A 14,388-nucleotide genomic window follows, 5' to 3' on the forward strand; every position below is an offset into this window, starting at 1 on the left:
TTTTTCATGCCCGACCCAGCCTGACTTCCAGCACCACCCGCACCTGCAGAGGACACGCCATGAGCAGCCCAGACACCGGAGCCCACGACGCCGAGCGCGCGACGTACGACATCGCCGCCACCGAGACGAAGTGGCAGCGGGTCTGGGAGGAGCTCCAGCCCTTCCGGGCCGACGACGACAGCCCGCGCGAGAAGCGCTACGCGCTGACGATGTTCCCCTACCCGAGCGGCGACCTGCACATGGGCCACGCCGAGGTGTTCGCGCTGCACGACGTGGTGGCGCGCTACTGGTGGCAGCGCGGCTACGAGGTGCTGAACCCGATGGGCTTCGACTCCTTCGGCCTGCCCGCGGAGAACGCCGCGATCCGCAACGACGAGCACCCTGACACCTACACGCGCGCCAACATCGCGCGCTCGATCGAGTCGTGCAAACGGTACGCCGCGTCGTTCGACTGGACGCGCACCTTCAACACCTCCGACCCCGGCTACTACCGCTGGACGCAGTGGTTGTTCCTGGAGCTCTACGAGCGCGGCCTGGCCTACCGCAAGAACAGCCCGGTCAACTGGTGCCCGCAGGACCAGACGGTCCTGGCCAACGAGCAGGTCGTCGGCGGCATGTGCGAGCGCTGCGGGGCGGAGGTGACGAAGAAGGAGCTGACCCAGTGGTACTTCAAGATCACCGACTACGCCCAGGAGCTGCTGGACGGCCTGGACGAGCTGGAGAAGACCTGGCCCGACCGCGTCGTCACGGCCCAGCGCAACTGGATCGGTCGCTCCGAGGGTGCCCACGTCGACTTCGTCGTGGAGGGTCGTGACGAGCCGGTCACCGTCTACACGACGCGGCCCGACACGCTGTTCGGCGCGACCTTCATGGTGGTGGCGGCCGACGCTGCCCTGGCCTCCGAGCTGGTCACCGACGAGCAGCGCCCGGCGCTCGACGCCTACCTGGTCGAGGTCCGCAAGGAGACCGAGATCAACCGGCTGGCCACCGACCGCGCCAAGACCGGTGTCTTCCTGGGCGTCCACGCGACCAACCCGCTGACCGGCACCCGGATCCCGGTGTACGCCGCCGACTACGTGCTGGCCGACTACGGCACCGGCGCGATCATGGCGGTCCCCGGCCAGGACCAGCGCGACTGGGAGTTCGCCGAGGCGTTCGACCTGCCGGTCGTCCGCACGGTCCAGCCGCCCGAGGGCTGGGAGGGCGAGGCCTTCACCGGCGACGGTCCGGCGATCAACTCCGCCAACGACGAGATCGACCTGTCCGGGATGGGCGTCGCGGAGGCCAAGACCACGACGATCGCCTACCTGGAGCGCCAGGGGCTGGGTCGCGGCACGGTCAACTTCCGACTGCGCGACTGGCTGGTGAGCCGCCAGCGCTTCTGGGGCCCGCCGATCCCGATCATCCACTGCCCCGTCGACGGCGAGGTCCCGGTCCCCGCGGACCAGCTGCCCGTCACCCTGCCCGACCTGCGCGGCGCCGACCTGAAGCCCAAGGGCACCTCGCCCCTGGGCGGGGCGACCGACTGGGTCCAGGTCGAGTGCCCGACCTGCGGCGGCCCCGCGACGCGCGACACCGACACCATGGACACCTTCGTCGACTCGTCCTGGTACATGTTCCGCTACTGCTCGCCGCACGACGACACCCAGGCGTTCGACAGCGCGAAGGTCAACGCGTGGATGCCGTGCAATCTCTACGTCGGTGGCGTCGAGCACGCCGTGCTGCACCTGCTCTACGGCCGCTTCATGACCAAGGTCCTGAACGACATGGGCCTGGTCGACTTCCGCGAGCCGTGGGCGGCCCAGCTCAACCAGGGCTTCGTGATCAACCAGGGCAAGAAGATGAGCAAGTCCCTGGGCAACGGCGTCAACCTGGGCGAGCAGCTGGCGGCGTTCGGCGTGGACTCGGTGCGCCTCACGCTGGTCTTCGCCGGCCCGCCCGAGGACGACATCGACTGGGCCAACATGTCGCCGGACGGGTCGCTGCGCTTCCTGCAGCGGGCCTGGCGGCTGTCGGGCGACGTCACCTCGGCCCCGGGCGTCGACGTCACGACCGGCGACATCGCGCTGCGGCGTACGACCGCGCGCACCGTGCACGACGCGGCCGAGCTGGTCGAGACCTACCGCTTCAACGTGATGGTCGCCCGGGTGATGGAGCTGGTCAACGCGACCCGCAAGGCCATCGACTCCGGCTGCGGGCCGGCCGACCCGGCGGTGCGCGAGGCGACCGAGGCGGTGGCCATCCTGCTGTCCCTGGTCGCGCCCTACACGGCCGAGGAGATGTGGGAGCGGCTGGGCCACCAGCCCACCGTCGTCCGGGTCGGGTGGCCCGAGGTCGACGAGGCGCTGCTGGTGGAGGACACCGTCACCGCCGTCGTGCAGGTCAAGGGCAAGGTCAAGGCGCGCCTGGAGGTCGCCCCGGACGTGTCCGACGCCGACCTGGAGGCGGCTGCGCTGGCCGACGCCGGCGTGCAGCGGGCCATCGACGGCGCGACGGTGCGCAAGGTGATCGTGCGCGCGCCCAAGCTGGTCAACATCGTCGTCTGACCCGACCCGCCCTGCTCCGTCCAGCGAACGACGAACCGGCCCCGCGGCGATGCCGCGGGGCCGGTGTCGTGCTCAGGCGTGCGTCACGGTCGGTCGAGGCCGAAGGTGTAGCTGCCCGAACCGGAGTACGACTCCACGCGCCACGAGTAGTAGCCCGAGGTGCCGGTGTAGGTGATCGTCTCCTGCGAGGTGCTGCTGATGCCCTGGGCGACGACGACCCAGGTGGAGCCGTTCCACTTCTCGAGGTAGAGGTCGAAGTCGGTGCCCGAGGGGCCGGAGATGCAGCCCACGTGGGTGCCGGCGCCCGAGTTGTAGTAGTCGCTCGTGCCGGGGTGGTAGGACACGCCACCGGAGGTCAGCGAGCCGGTCTCGGTCTCGGGCATGGAGCTGCAGGTGGTCGGGGTCGGGTCCGGCGGCGGGGTGGTGCCGCCGGTGCCGACGTACAGCAGGCGGTTCGGCGAGCCGGTCCCGGCGTTGGTGACCTTGTTGGGCGTCGCGTTGGTGATCAGCGCGCTGCCCACCGTCGCCGGGGAGGCCGACGGGTTGCCCTGGAGGTAGAGCGCCGCGGCGCCGGCGACGTGCGGGGTCGCCATCGACGTACCGCTGATGGTGTTGGTCGCCGAGGTGCCGGTGTGCCAGGCAGAGGTGATGTTGGAGCCGGGGGCGAACATGTCGAGGCACGAGCCGATGTTGCTGAAGCTCGACCGGGCGTCGGTGTTGGTCGTCGACCCGATGGTCAGGCCTGCCGCGACGCGGGCCGGCGAGCTGTTGCACGCGTTGGCGCCGGAGTCGTTGCCCGCGGCCAGGGCGTAGGTGACGCCGTCGGCGATCGAGTTGCTGACCGCCGTGTCGAGGGCCGAGGAGATGCCTCCGCCGAGGCTCATGTTGGCCACGGCGGGGGACCCCGCGGTGTGGTTCTGGGTGACCCAGTCGACGCCGGCGATGACGCCGGAGTTGGACCCGCTGCCGTTGCAGTCGAGCACCCGCACCGCCACCAGGCGCACGCCCTTGGCGACGCCGTACGTCGACCCGCCGACGGTGCCGGCGACGTGCGTGCCGTGGCCGTTGCAGTCGCTGGTGCCGCGCCCGTCGTTGATCGCGGTGTAGCCCGTGACCGCGCGGCCACCGAACTCGGAGTGCGAGCTGAGCACGCCGGTGTCGATGATGTAGGCGGTCACGCCCGCGCCGGTGGCGTTGTAGGTGTAGGCGTTGTTGAGCGGCAGGTCGCGCTGGTCGATCCGGTCCAGGCCCCACGTGGCGGGGGACTGGGTCGCGTCGAGCTGCACCGGCTTGTCGGCCTCGATGTAGGCGACGTTGGGGTTCTTGCGCAGCGCGGTGAGCGCCTTGGCGTTGAGCCGGGCGGCGAAGCCGTCGAGCACCGCGGTGTAGGTGTGGCTGATGGTCGCGCCCTCGGCGCGCACCTCGGCCTTGGCGGCGCCGAGGCTCTTGCCGGGCGCCTCCTTGTCGAGGACCACGATGTAGCGGTCGTCGGCGGCGGTGCCGAGGACCGGCGCGAGGCCGTCGTCGGAAACGGAGGCCTGCGGGGCCTCCTGGGGCTCCTCCGTGCCGGCCGCGTGGGTGGCGGTCGGGGTGAGGGCGAGTGCGGCACCGGCGAGCGAGGCGATCAGGCCTGCTGCCAGTCGAGGGCGTGCATGGTTCATCGTGGATCCTTCCCGAGACAGATGGACGAGGCCGACCCTGACGGCCGGCGCGGTCCCGGGCAAGGGGCAGGCCTCGCTTAACACTTAACTCCCGCCCGGTCCTCGCCCCGGGTCCCGGCCTCAGCTGCTCGGCCAGCTCCAGCGGATCCCGGTCGTGCCGGGGGCGGTGTCGGTGTGCACCAGGTGGGCCCGTCGGTCCTCGTCCAGGGCGATCGGCTGCTCGCGGCCCTCGGTGATGGCCGCCACGCGTTCGGGGAGTGCCCGCGCGTCGAACGCGACCTCGAGCAGGTACTCGCGCATCGGCAGGCGCAGCCGGCGGGTGTACTCGCGCTCGCACGGGCCGGGGGCGGGGGAGACGACGTCGTACTTCACGATCACGGTCTCGCCGCGGCGCAGCGGCCGGAAGAAGAGCAGCTCCGCGCCGACGACGCCCGCCTCGGGGTCGCGCTCGACCCGCCCCAACGCGCAGCCGCGCAGCGGCCGGATCTCCGGCAGGCCGGAGCCCAGGTCGTCCTGGGAGTGCATCACGACGCGGCGGTCGGGTCCGTCCGCGCGCGCCCGCATCGCCTGCCGCACGGTGAGGCGCACCTGCCGACGGTCCGGCCCGAGGCGCAGGATGTCGTGCACCGAGACCCGCGCCAGCTCGGTGTCCCAGCTGGTGTCCAGCCGGCCCAGGACGGCCGAGTGCGCCTCCTCGGGCCACAGGACGTCGAGGCCCCGCACGGCCCGGCGCGGGGTGCGCTCCCGGGTGCTGGGGAGGGTGGCGGTGAGGCTGCCCGACGGCAGGCCCAGGACGTCCTCGAGGTGCGGCAGGGCCGCCAGCGACGACCGGCGCCCGGGCTCGCTGCGCCCGGACCGCCAGTAGCTCAGCGTGGCCGCGCTCACCGACACCCCGCGCTGGGCGAGGTGCTCGGTGATCCGGTCCAGGCCCAGGCCGCGGGCGTCGATGGCGGCCCGGAGTGCGTCGGCGAAGCGCTCGGGCCGGTCGGGCATCCGGACATCCAACCTGAGGCCACCACGCCCCGCAAGGACGGGGCCGCCCGCGAGCGAGGCTCCGGGCGCGGGTCCGGAGCCACTAGCCTTCGGGATGTGTCCGGCACCGTCATCGTCACCGACTCGACCGCGAGCCTGCCCGCCGAGCTGGCGCAGGAGCGCGGCATCCGGGTCGTGCCGCTTCAGGTGGTGATCGGCGCCCGGGTGCTCGACGAGGGACCCGACGGTGCCACGCCCGAGGTGGTCGCCGAGGCGCTGCGCGACTTCGTCCCGGTCAGCACCTCCCGGCCGGCGCCGGCGCTGTTCGCCGAGCTCTACCGCTCGCTGGCGGCCGAGGGTGCCGAGGAGATCGTGTCGGTGCACCTCTCCGGCGAGATGAGCGGCACCTTCGAGTCCGCCCAGCTCGCCGCCCTGGAGGTCGAGCTGCCCGTGCACGTCGTCGACTCCGGCCAGGTCGGCATCGCGACCGGTTACGCCGCGCTCACGGCGGCCGACGTGCTGGACTCCGGCGGGACCGCGGAGGAGGCTGCCCGGGCGGCTCTCGCCCGCGGGCAGGCGGCGACCTCGTTGTTCTACGTCGACACCCTGGAGTACCTGCGACGGGGCGGGCGCATCGGCGCCGCCGCGGCGATCTTCGGCAGCGCGCTGTCGGTCAAGCCCCTGCTCGAGATCGCCGAGGGCCGGGTCGCACCGCGTGAGCGCGTGCGTACGGCGTCGCGCGCCCTCGCGCGCCTCGCCGAGCTGGCGGTCGAGGCGGCCGGCGACCAGCCGGTCGACGTGTGCGTGTCTCACCTCGCCAACGCCGGCCGCGCCGAGGAGCTCGCCGCCGCGCTGACCGACCGGCTCGCTGACGGGCTGGAGGGGCGCGAGGTGATGTGCGGCGAGCTCGGGGCCGTGCTCGGCGCGCACGTCGGGCCCGGCATGGTCGCGGTCTGCGTCGCCCCGCGGCCCTGAGCGAGACACGGGACCGCTGTCCACAGATTGCCGATCGCCCCTGTCGACGCGGCGCGAGCGTTCCTAGCGTGGAGGCATGCGCCGATCCCAGTCGTCCTCCGAGCACGCCGAGGCGGTGTCGCGGCGGCTGGCGACGCTGAGCGCCGAGCTCGCCGCTGTGCGCGACGAGCCTGCCGACCCGGCTGGCCCGGCCGACCCGGCGTGGGGGCACACGCGGGTCCGTGAGCGTCCCGACGCGGTTCCCGTACCTGCGGCGGTCCCCGTCGTCCCGCCGCTGCCCGGGCGTCACGCCTCGCGTCGGCTGCGGGTCGGCGGCCTGCAGCTCGGTCCGGTGCACGTCGCCGTCGTCGCCGTGGTCGCGGCCCTGGCCGTCGGGATCGCCGCGTGGTGGGCGGTGCGCGACCAGGCCCGCGCCGTTCCGGTCGCACCCTCGGCCTCCGGGTCCGCATCCGAGTCCGGGTCGCCCGAGCAGCTCGCCCCCGTGGTGTCGTCGGACGCTGCGGCACCGGGCGACCAGGGTCCGGGGGTGACCGACGCCGGTGAGGAGCTGGTGGTCGACGTAGCCGGCAAGGTACGTCGCCCCGGCATCGCGGTGCTGCCTGCCGGTTCGCGCGTCGTCGACGCGCTCGACGCGGCGGGCGGTGCCAGGCGCGGCGTCGACCTGACCTCGCTCAACCTCGCCCGCCCGGTCGTCGACGGCGAGCAGATCCTCGTGGGCGTCGCCCCCGCGGCAGGCGTCGCCGGCACGGTCGACGCCCCGGCCCCCGACGGTGCGACGCTCGTCAACCTCAACACCGCCGACCAGGCCGCGCTCGACACCCTGCCCGGCGTCGGGCCCGTGACGGCCGACGCGATCCTCGCCTGGCGCGACGCCAACGGCGCGTTCACCTCCGTCGACGAGCTCCTGGAGGTCGACGGCATCGGGGAGGCCACCCTCGCCGACCTCGCCCCGCTCGTCACGCTCTGACCGGCGGTCGTGCCCGACCTGCGCGCGGTCGCCCTCGGGCTCGGCGCGTGGGCGGGTGCGCTCGTCGTGCTGCTCGCGCCGGGGTGGGTGGCCCTCGGGGCGGTCGTCTCGACCGTCGCGGTCGTCGGGACGGGAGTGGTCCGCCGCTGGTGGTCCCTCGCGTGGCTCGGCCCGCTCGGAGCGCTCGTGGCGGTCGCGGGCGTCGCCGCACTCCAGCACACCCTGCTCACGACGTCACCCCTCGCCGCGCTGGCCGACGACGGCGCGGTCGTGGACCTCGAGCTCGAGCTGACCTCGGACGTGCGGATGGCGAGCGGGCGGTTCGGCGACCTCCAGGTCGTCCGGGCCGAGGTGACGCGGGTCGAGGGCCGGGGGAGCGCCTGGTCGCTCGCCGCACCGGTGGTGGTGATGGCCGACGCCGGCTGGCCCCGGCTGCCACTCGGCACGAGGCTGGAGACGACGGCGCGGCTGGTGCCCGGGGACGGTGACGTCGCCGCCCTCGTACGTCCCACCGGGGAGCCGCGGGTGGTGGGGGAGCCGGACGTCTGGTGGGACGCCGCCGCGGGCGTACGACGATCGGTGCGCGCCGCGGTCGCCGGACGCGACGCCGACGCGCGCGAGCTGGTGCCGGCGCTCGTGGTCGGGGACGACGGCGGGCTCGACCCCGACCTCGCCGACGACTTCCGCACCACCGGGCTGACCCACCTGCTGGCGGTGAGCGGCACCAACCTGACGCTGGTGGTGGGGTTCTTGCTCGTCCTCGGTCGCTGGGTCGGGGTGCGCGGCCCCTGGCTCTACGCCCTGGGCGTGCTCGGCATCGTCGGCTTCGTGCTGACGGCGCGCGCCGAGCCCAGCGTCGTACGCGCTGCCGCCATGGGCTCCGTGGCGCTGGTCGGCATGGGTCGCAACGGCCGGTCGCGGGGTGTGCGTGGCCTCGGGGTCGCCGTGCTCGGGCTGCTGCTGGTCTGGCCGCGGCTGGCCGTGACGGCGGGGTTCGCGCTGTCGGCGCTGGCGACGGCGGGGATCCTGCTGCTGGCCCCGGTCTGGCGCGACGCACTGATGTGGTGGACGCCGCGCTGGGTCGCCGAGGCGGTGTCGGTGCCGCTGGCGGCCCAGGTCGCCTGCACGCCGGTGGTGGCGGCCCTCTCGGGGCAGGTCAGCCTGGTCGCGGTGGGCGCCAACCTGTTGGCCGCACCTGCGGTCGCGCCGGCGACCGTGCTCGGGCTGTCCGGCGGCCTGCTCGGGCTGGTCTGGGACCCCCTCGGTGTCGCAGTCGCGGCCCCGGCGGCGTGGTCGGCAGGCTGGATCATCGCGGTCGCCCGGTGGGGAGCGGGCATCCCGACGGCGGCCGTCGACTGGGGCACGGGCCCCGTCGCTCTCGGTCTGCTCACGGCGCTCTGCCTGCTGACGGTGCCGCTCGCGCCGCGGGTGCTCGGCCGACCGGGGTCGACGCTGGCCTGCACCGGGCTGCTGGTGGTGGTCATGCTGGTCCGGCCGCCCAGCCCCGGTTGGCCGCCCGACGGCTGGGTGCTCGCGATGTGCGACGTCGGGCAGGGGGACGCCCTCGTCCTGCGCTCCGGACCCGCGTCCGCGGTGGTCGTCGACGCAGGCCCCGAGCCGGAGGCGACCGACGCCTGCCTCGACCGGCTCGCGGTCGCCTCGGTGCCCCTCCTCGTGCTCACGCACTTCCATGCCGACCACGTGGGCGGGGCGGCCGGCGTGCTGGACGGCCGCGACGTGGACGACGTCGAGGGCACCGCGCTGCACGAGCCGGGCGAGGGCGTCACCGAGGTCGGGCGTGCGGTCGGTCGCGAACCGGTGCCCGCGGCGTACGGGCTCACCCGCCGGATCGGGGAGGTGACGCTCCAGACCGTGTGGCCCCGGCCGGGAGCGAGGCCCACCGACCCCGCGGAGAGCGCGCCCAACAACGCCAGCGTCGTCCTCGTCGCCGAGGTCGCCGGGGTGCGGGTCCTGCTGACCGGCGACGTCGAGCCGTCGGCGCAGGCGGCGCTGGCCCGCGACCTCGCCGGGCTGCGGGTCGACGTGCTCAAGGTGCCCCACCACGGCAGCCGGCACCAGGACCTCGACTGGCTGACCTCGCTCGGCGCGCGGCTCGCGCTGGTGTCGGTGGGGGAGGACAACGACTACGGGCACCCCGCTCCCGACCTGCTGTCCGCGCTGTCCGCGGCGGGCGCGGAGGTGTGGCGCACGGACGTCTCGGGCGACGTGGTCGTGGTGGTCCGGGACGGTGAGCTCGGTGTCGTCGCCGGTGGATAGTCTGGGCGCACCATGGCTCGCACTCCCTCCGCCGCGCAGGTCCTCGGCCACGTCGTCCTCGTGACGGGCAAGGAGGAGTACCTCTCGTCGCGCACCGTCGCCTCGGTGCGCGACGCCGTCCGGGCCCACGACGCCGAGGCCGAGATGGCCGAGTCGACGGCCTCCGACCTGACGCTGGCGTCCCTGGGTGAGATGTCCGCGCCGTCGCTGTTCTCCTCGATCCGGTGCGTCATCGTCCGGGGCCTGGAGGACCTGCCCGACGAGTCCGTCGACGGGCTCCTCGACTACTGCGGCGCCCCGGCCGACGACGTGGCCCTCGTGCTCGTGCACTCCGGCGGGCAGAAGGGCAGCGGCGTGCTGACCAAGCTCCGCAAGCTGTCGCCGGTGACCGAAGTGAAGTCGGAGGAGGTCAGGCCGAGCGAGATGGTCGGCTTCGTGACCTCCGAGGTCGCCTCGCACGGCGCGCGGATCGACTCCGATGCGGCCGCGTTCCTGGTGCAGGCTGTCGGCACCGACCTGCGCTCGCTGGCCGCCGCGGCCGACCAGCTGACCAACGACTTCCACGGAGAGCCGCTCACCGTCGACAAGGTCCAGCGCTACTTCGGCGGCCGCGCCGAGGCCAAGTCGTTCACCGTCGCCGATGCCGCCTTCGCCGGCCGTCGCGCCGCGGCCCTGGAGGAGCTGCGCTGGGCGCTCGACTCCGGGACCTCCCCGGTGCTGGTCACCTCGGCGATGGCGGCGTCCGCCCGCAGCCTCGCGCGCTACCTCGGCGCCCCGCGCGGCGCCCGCGACGCCGACCTCGCCCGCGACCTCGGCGTACCTCCCTGGAAGGTGCGCACCGTCCGCGACCAGTCACGCTCGTGGAGTCCCGAGGGCATTGCCGCCGCCGTCCGTGCCGTCGCCCACGCCGACGCCGACATCAAGGGCCAGGCCCACGACGCGTCCTACACCCTCGAGCGACTGGTGCTCACCGTCGCCGGGCTGCGCGACGGGCGCTGAGCGCCCCGGAAAGGCAGAACACCCGCCACGAGGGCGGGTGTCGCAGGTGAAGGTCCGCGTCAGAGCGAGGCGGTCTTCTTGGCGATCGACGACTTGCGGTTGGCGGCCTGGTTGGCGTGGATGACGCCCTTCGAGGCGGCCTTGTCGAGGGCCTTCATCGCGTCGCGACCGGCAGCCGCGGCGGCGTCCTTGTCGCCGGCCTCGGACAGCTCGCGGAACTTGCGCACGGCGGTCTTCAGGCGCGACTTCACCGCCTGGTTGCGCTGACGGCGCAGCTCGTTCTGCTTGTTGCGCTTGATCTGGGACTTGATGTTCGCCACGTGTGGATCCTCGGAGCTAGAACTGGTCTGGAATGGAAGTCTGGTGCCTGTCGGCTGCCTGGCAATCCCCCGCTCTCAGACGGAGTGAGGGTCGGGTGCCGGACATGCAGGGAGAAACACTACCGGCACGCGTCGCGGGCGCCCAAATCGCCTGAGCACTCGGAAACGGATCAACGTCCGCTGCGTCGGGCGACGGCCTCCAGCATCCTGCGCGACTCGCGGATGCGGAAATCATTGAGCGTGGGCAGGTTGACGTCGACCGCGACCACCGAGCGCACCGCGAGGTGTGCGCCGAAGCCGGCGAGGAAGGCGGTCACGGCCTCCTCGCCGGCCGCCGCGAGCGCGGGGGAGGACGCCGCCGAGGTGTCGAACCACGGGTCGTCGACCCGCTCGAGCCGCGCCAGCAGCGGGTCGGCCCAGGAGGGACCCCGCGCGGCCGTGCCCCAGTCGACAAAGACGACCTCGCCGCCGGGGCGCCGCATCAGGTTGTCGACGCGGATGTCCCAGTGGGCCACGTGCGGCATCGGCAGGGCGGCGTGGTGGTGCAGCACCTCGGCCCAGCCCTCGGGGTCGGAGCGCAGCCAGTCCGGCACGGGGGTCGCGGCGGGGGCGTCGGCCAGCGTCGCGAGGCAGTGGGCCCACTTGCCGAAGACGTGCGCGACGTCGACGAGGTCCACCGACGCCGGGACGTCACGGCGCTGCAGCACCTCAGCAAGCCGCTCGACCCCGGTGAGGACCGACTCGAGCTCCGCGGCGTCCGCGAAGTCGGGGTGGCGTCCCTCGACGTCCTCGATCAGCAGCGCCACCCACGCTCCGTCGTCGTACGACGCCAGCAGCCGCGCCCACAGTTCGTGCTCGCCGAGGTGGTGGAGCACGCCGATCTCGCGACGGAAGAGGACCGGGGTGTCGGGGTTGAGCTCGGCGCCGACCGCCTTGACGAAGGCGCGGGTGCCGTCGGCGCACGTCAGGCGCGTCGCGCACCCCGGTGACATCCCGCCGACCTGCTCGGCCGTCGCGACGACGGGTGAGCCGAGCTGCTCGTCGACCCAGGAGCGGACCGCGGCCGGCACGGCGTCGTAGGTGAGGCGTACGCCGACCGCGCGCGGGGCGGTCACACCCAGCCCCGCCGCTCCGCCAGCCAGTCCCAGCAGACCTCGCCCTGCCACCGCTGGTGGTCGCGGATGTGCGGCGACGACGGTGGCACAGGCAGCTCGCACTGGGTGAAGAAGTAGCCGACGTAGAGCGCGAGGTTGACGTCGAAGGCCTCCGGGTCGACGTCCCGGAGGAGGCGGCGCCGGGCGATCACCGCGTCGACGTCGACACCCTCGCCCCGCGGCCCGATGAGCGCGGCGAACGAGTCGAACCACGCGGCGCCGCGCACCGGCCAGTTCCAGTCGCAGACCAGTGCCCGGCCGTCCGGGTCGATGAGCACGTTGTCGGAGCGGATGTCGGTGTGGACCAGCGTGTCGCCGCCGACGACCTCCGCGTAGCGCCGCGCCAGCGTCTCGGCCTCCGCGAGCCGCTCCGCGTCGAGGTCCGTACGCCGCTCGCGCAGGTCCGGCCAGCCCTCGAGGAGCGGGGCGAAGTCGTCGGCCGCCGTGTCGAGCCGCAGCTCCGGTGGGGACGGCGTCATCACGTCGGCGACGACCTCGAGGGAGTCGAGCAGGGCGTCGAGGTCGTCGGCCTGCCACGGCCGGTGCGGCGCGCGGGCGGCGACGTACTCGATGCCGAGCACCACCCAGTCGTCGTCGAGGTGCCACAGCAGGCGCGGGGCGGGCACGCCCTCCGGCAGGGCGGTGAGCTTGCGCGCCTCCTCGCGGTAGGAGTCGGCGAACATCCGCTGTGCCTTGACCGAGGCCGCCTTCACGAAGTGGCGCGACCCGTCCTCGCACGCCAGCACGGACGCGAAGCCCGGGGTGAACCCGCTGGTCTGGGAGACCGCCGAGACGACGGGGGACCCGCACTTCCGCTCGATCCAGGCCCGCAGGTTGGGCGGGAGGAAGGACCACTCGAGCCGCCGCGCGGTCTTCCCGTGCGGGGCGGGGTAGGGGGCGATCGAGGAGGAGCGGGCCATGGCGGCATCCTTCCCCACGACTCGGGAGCGCCACGACCGGATATCGGGTGGAGGTCCCGGCGGGCGCCCAGCGAGACTGGCGCCATGCCTGAGCTCGTGCTGCCGACCACCACTGTCCGCGAGTCGTTCCTGGAGGCGATGGACGAGTTCGTCGCCGAGGGCGCCGAGTTCAGCCAGACGGCCGCGTGGATCGAGCACAACGCGCCCGGCTGGAAGGACCCCGACGCCTTCGCGGCCTTCGTCGCGGCCGTGCGGGCCGACGCCGCCGAGGACACCCCGCGCCCGGAGTGGCACGTGCCGTGCACGACCCTGTGGTGGATCGACGGCGCGGACTACCTCGGCCGGATCGCGATCCGGCACCGGCTCAACGACTTCCTCCTCGACGTGGGTGGGCACATCGGGTACGACGTGCGCCCGACGCGGCGGCGCGAGGGCCACGCGACCGCGATGCTGCAGCACGCCCTGCCGTGGGCGCTCGGGCTCGGGATCGACCCGGCCCTGGTCACCTGCGACACCGACAACTTCGGCTCGATCCGCGTCATCGAGGCGGCGGGCGGCGTGCTGGAGGACGTGCGCGGGGTGAAGCGGCGCTACTGGGTGCCGACGTCCTGAGGGTCGGGGTCCGGAACCGGAGCCGGCGTACGACGGGTGCGCGTCGCCGCGCCCACCCCGACCACCGCGACCACCAGGCCGACGAGCTGGGTGGGCGACATGGTCTCGCCGAGCACCAGCCAGGCGAGCACGGCGGTGACCGGGGGACTCAGGAAGAAGAGGCTGGCCGCCGCCCCCGACCCGCCGCGCAGCACCAGCAGGGCCAGCAGCACGAGGCCGACGATCGAGTTCACGACCGCGAGGAACACCACGGACACGACCGCCTGCCGGGCGTCGGTGACCGGCCAGACGCCCTCGGTGAGCCACCCGAGCACGAGCAGCGGCGGTGCGGAGACGGCGAACTGTGCCGCGGCCGACCACAGCAGGTCGGGCTGTGCACCGATCCAGCGTTGGCCGAGGGTGCCGAGGCTGAGGGTCAGCATGCTGAGGCACCCGACGAGCACCGCGACCGGACCGCCGGCGTGGCCGAGGTCCGCGCCGAGCACGAGGAGCACCCCCACGACCCCGGTGGCGAAACCGGCGACCTGGAGCATCGAGACCCGCTCGCCCAGGACGGCAGCCGCCAGCAGGGCGGTCAGGACGGGGCTGAGGGCGTGCAGGAGCGAGGCGAGCGTCGCACCGAGGCCCAGGTCGAAGGCGACGTACATCAGCCCGAACTGGACGGCGTTCATCACGAAGCCAACGACCGCGACCCGGCGGAAGGTGTGCCGGTCCATCCGGGTCGGCCGCCGGAGCGCCACGGCCAGTCCCGCGGCGAGGAGTGCCGCCAGGACGAACCGCCAGCCGAGCACCGAGAACGGCCCTGCCGCCTCGACCGCCGCGGGACCCGAGATGTAGCCGGACGACCACACGAGCACGAAGGCTGCTGCCGGGACCAGGGGCAGCGTCGTTCCGGTCCGAGAGGTCACCCCTGCACGCTAGCGTCCGGCTGCACCTGCTCCCACGTCGCCGGTTCGGCAGGCCACGGCCCGCGTGGGAGAATGCT

At 73.7% G+C, this 14,388-nt stretch carries 12 protein-coding genes; 6 read left to right on the forward strand and 6 right to left on the reverse strand.

Annotated features, from left to right (window positions below):
* Nucleotides 1–59: 59 nt before the first annotated feature.
* Entirely contained in the window at nucleotides 60–2,546 is a 2,487-nt protein-coding gene (leuS, locus tag HOO61_RS11715; RefSeq protein ID WP_172258909.1) for a leucine--tRNA ligase, read from the forward strand.
* Nucleotides 2,547–2,629: 83 nt separating this feature from the next.
* Here leuS and HOO61_RS11720 read toward each other — a convergent pair whose 3' ends face one another.
* Together HOO61_RS11720 and HOO61_RS11725 are read right to left on the reverse strand one after the other, a co-directional pair.
* Nucleotides 2,630–4,207, reverse strand: a complete 1,578-nt coding sequence (locus HOO61_RS11720) for a S8 family peptidase (RefSeq protein WP_172258910.1) — start codon at nucleotides 4,205–4,207, stop codon at nucleotides 2,630–2,632.
* 120 nt (nucleotides 4,208–4,327) lie between these two features.
* On the reverse strand, nucleotides 4,328–5,200 hold the full coding sequence (locus tag HOO61_RS11725) for an XRE family transcriptional regulator (RefSeq protein WP_172258911.1): 873 nt from the start codon (nucleotides 5,198–5,200) through the stop codon (nucleotides 4,328–4,330).
* Between the two features lie 96 nt (nucleotides 5,201–5,296).
* Here HOO61_RS11725 and HOO61_RS11730 point away from each other — a divergent pair, with 96 nt between their 5' ends.
* From HOO61_RS11730 to holA, 4 genes are all read left to right on the forward strand, one after another.
* Nucleotides 5,297–6,154, forward strand: coding sequence for a DegV family protein (locus HOO61_RS11730; RefSeq protein ID WP_172258912.1), 858 nt, complete (start codon nucleotides 5,297–5,299; stop codon nucleotides 6,152–6,154).
* 76 nt (nucleotides 6,155–6,230) lie between these two features.
* Nucleotides 6,231–7,121: a ComEA family DNA-binding protein gene (locus HOO61_RS11735; protein ID WP_172258913.1), complete on the forward strand. Its 891-nt coding sequence runs from the start codon at nucleotides 6,231–6,233 to the stop codon at nucleotides 7,119–7,121.
* A 9-nt stretch (nucleotides 7,122–7,130) separates the two neighbouring features.
* Nucleotides 7,131–9,398, forward strand: coding sequence for a ComEC/Rec2 family competence protein (locus HOO61_RS11740; protein WP_172258914.1), 2,268 nt, complete (start codon nucleotides 7,131–7,133; stop codon nucleotides 9,396–9,398).
* A 12-nt stretch (nucleotides 9,399–9,410) separates the two neighbouring features.
* Nucleotides 9,411–10,397 carry a DNA polymerase III subunit delta gene (holA, locus tag HOO61_RS11745; RefSeq protein ID WP_172258915.1) on the forward strand — a complete coding sequence of 329 codons (987 nt, stop codon included), beginning with the start codon at nucleotides 9,411–9,413 and terminating at the stop codon, nucleotides 10,395–10,397.
* Nucleotides 10,398–10,456: 59 nt separating this feature from the next.
* Here holA and rpsT read toward each other — a convergent pair whose 3' ends face one another.
* The 3 genes from rpsT to HOO61_RS11760 all read right to left on the reverse strand — a co-directional run bounded on the left by rpsT (nucleotide 10,457) and on the right by HOO61_RS11760 (nucleotide 12,791).
* On the reverse strand, nucleotides 10,457–10,717 hold the full coding sequence (gene rpsT, locus HOO61_RS11750) for a 30S ribosomal protein S20 (protein WP_172258916.1): 261 nt from the start codon (nucleotides 10,715–10,717) through the stop codon (nucleotides 10,457–10,459).
* 170 nt (nucleotides 10,718–10,887) lie between these two features.
* Nucleotides 10,888–11,832, reverse strand: a complete 945-nt coding sequence (locus HOO61_RS11755) for a hypothetical protein (RefSeq protein WP_172258917.1) — start codon at nucleotides 11,830–11,832, stop codon at nucleotides 10,888–10,890.
* Nucleotides 11,829–12,791: a phosphotransferase family protein gene (locus tag HOO61_RS11760; RefSeq protein ID WP_172258918.1), complete on the reverse strand. Its 963-nt coding sequence runs from the start codon at nucleotides 12,789–12,791 to the stop codon at nucleotides 11,829–11,831. Before HOO61_RS11760 ends, HOO61_RS11755 begins: the two co-directional genes overlap by 4 nt.
* Nucleotides 12,792–12,875: 84 nt before the next feature.
* Here HOO61_RS11760 and HOO61_RS11765 point away from each other — a divergent pair, with 84 nt between their 5' ends.
* Nucleotides 12,876–13,403, forward strand: a complete 528-nt coding sequence (locus HOO61_RS11765; protein ID WP_172258919.1) for a GNAT family N-acetyltransferase — start codon at nucleotides 12,876–12,878, stop codon at nucleotides 13,401–13,403.
* On the opposite strand, the gene HOO61_RS11770 is transcribed toward HOO61_RS11765, so the two are convergent.
* A complete protein-coding gene (locus HOO61_RS11770; RefSeq protein ID WP_172258920.1) occupies nucleotides 13,382–14,311 on the reverse strand; it encodes a DMT family transporter in 930 nt (309 codons plus the stop codon). The genes HOO61_RS11765 and HOO61_RS11770 overlap by 22 nt on opposite strands.
* Nucleotides 14,312–14,388 lie beyond the last annotated feature (77 nt).

It is taken from the genome of Nocardioides sp. zg-1230, from assembly GCF_013155335.1.
Taxonomy (GTDB): Bacteria; Actinomycetota; Actinomycetes; order Propionibacteriales; family Nocardioidaceae; genus Nocardioides.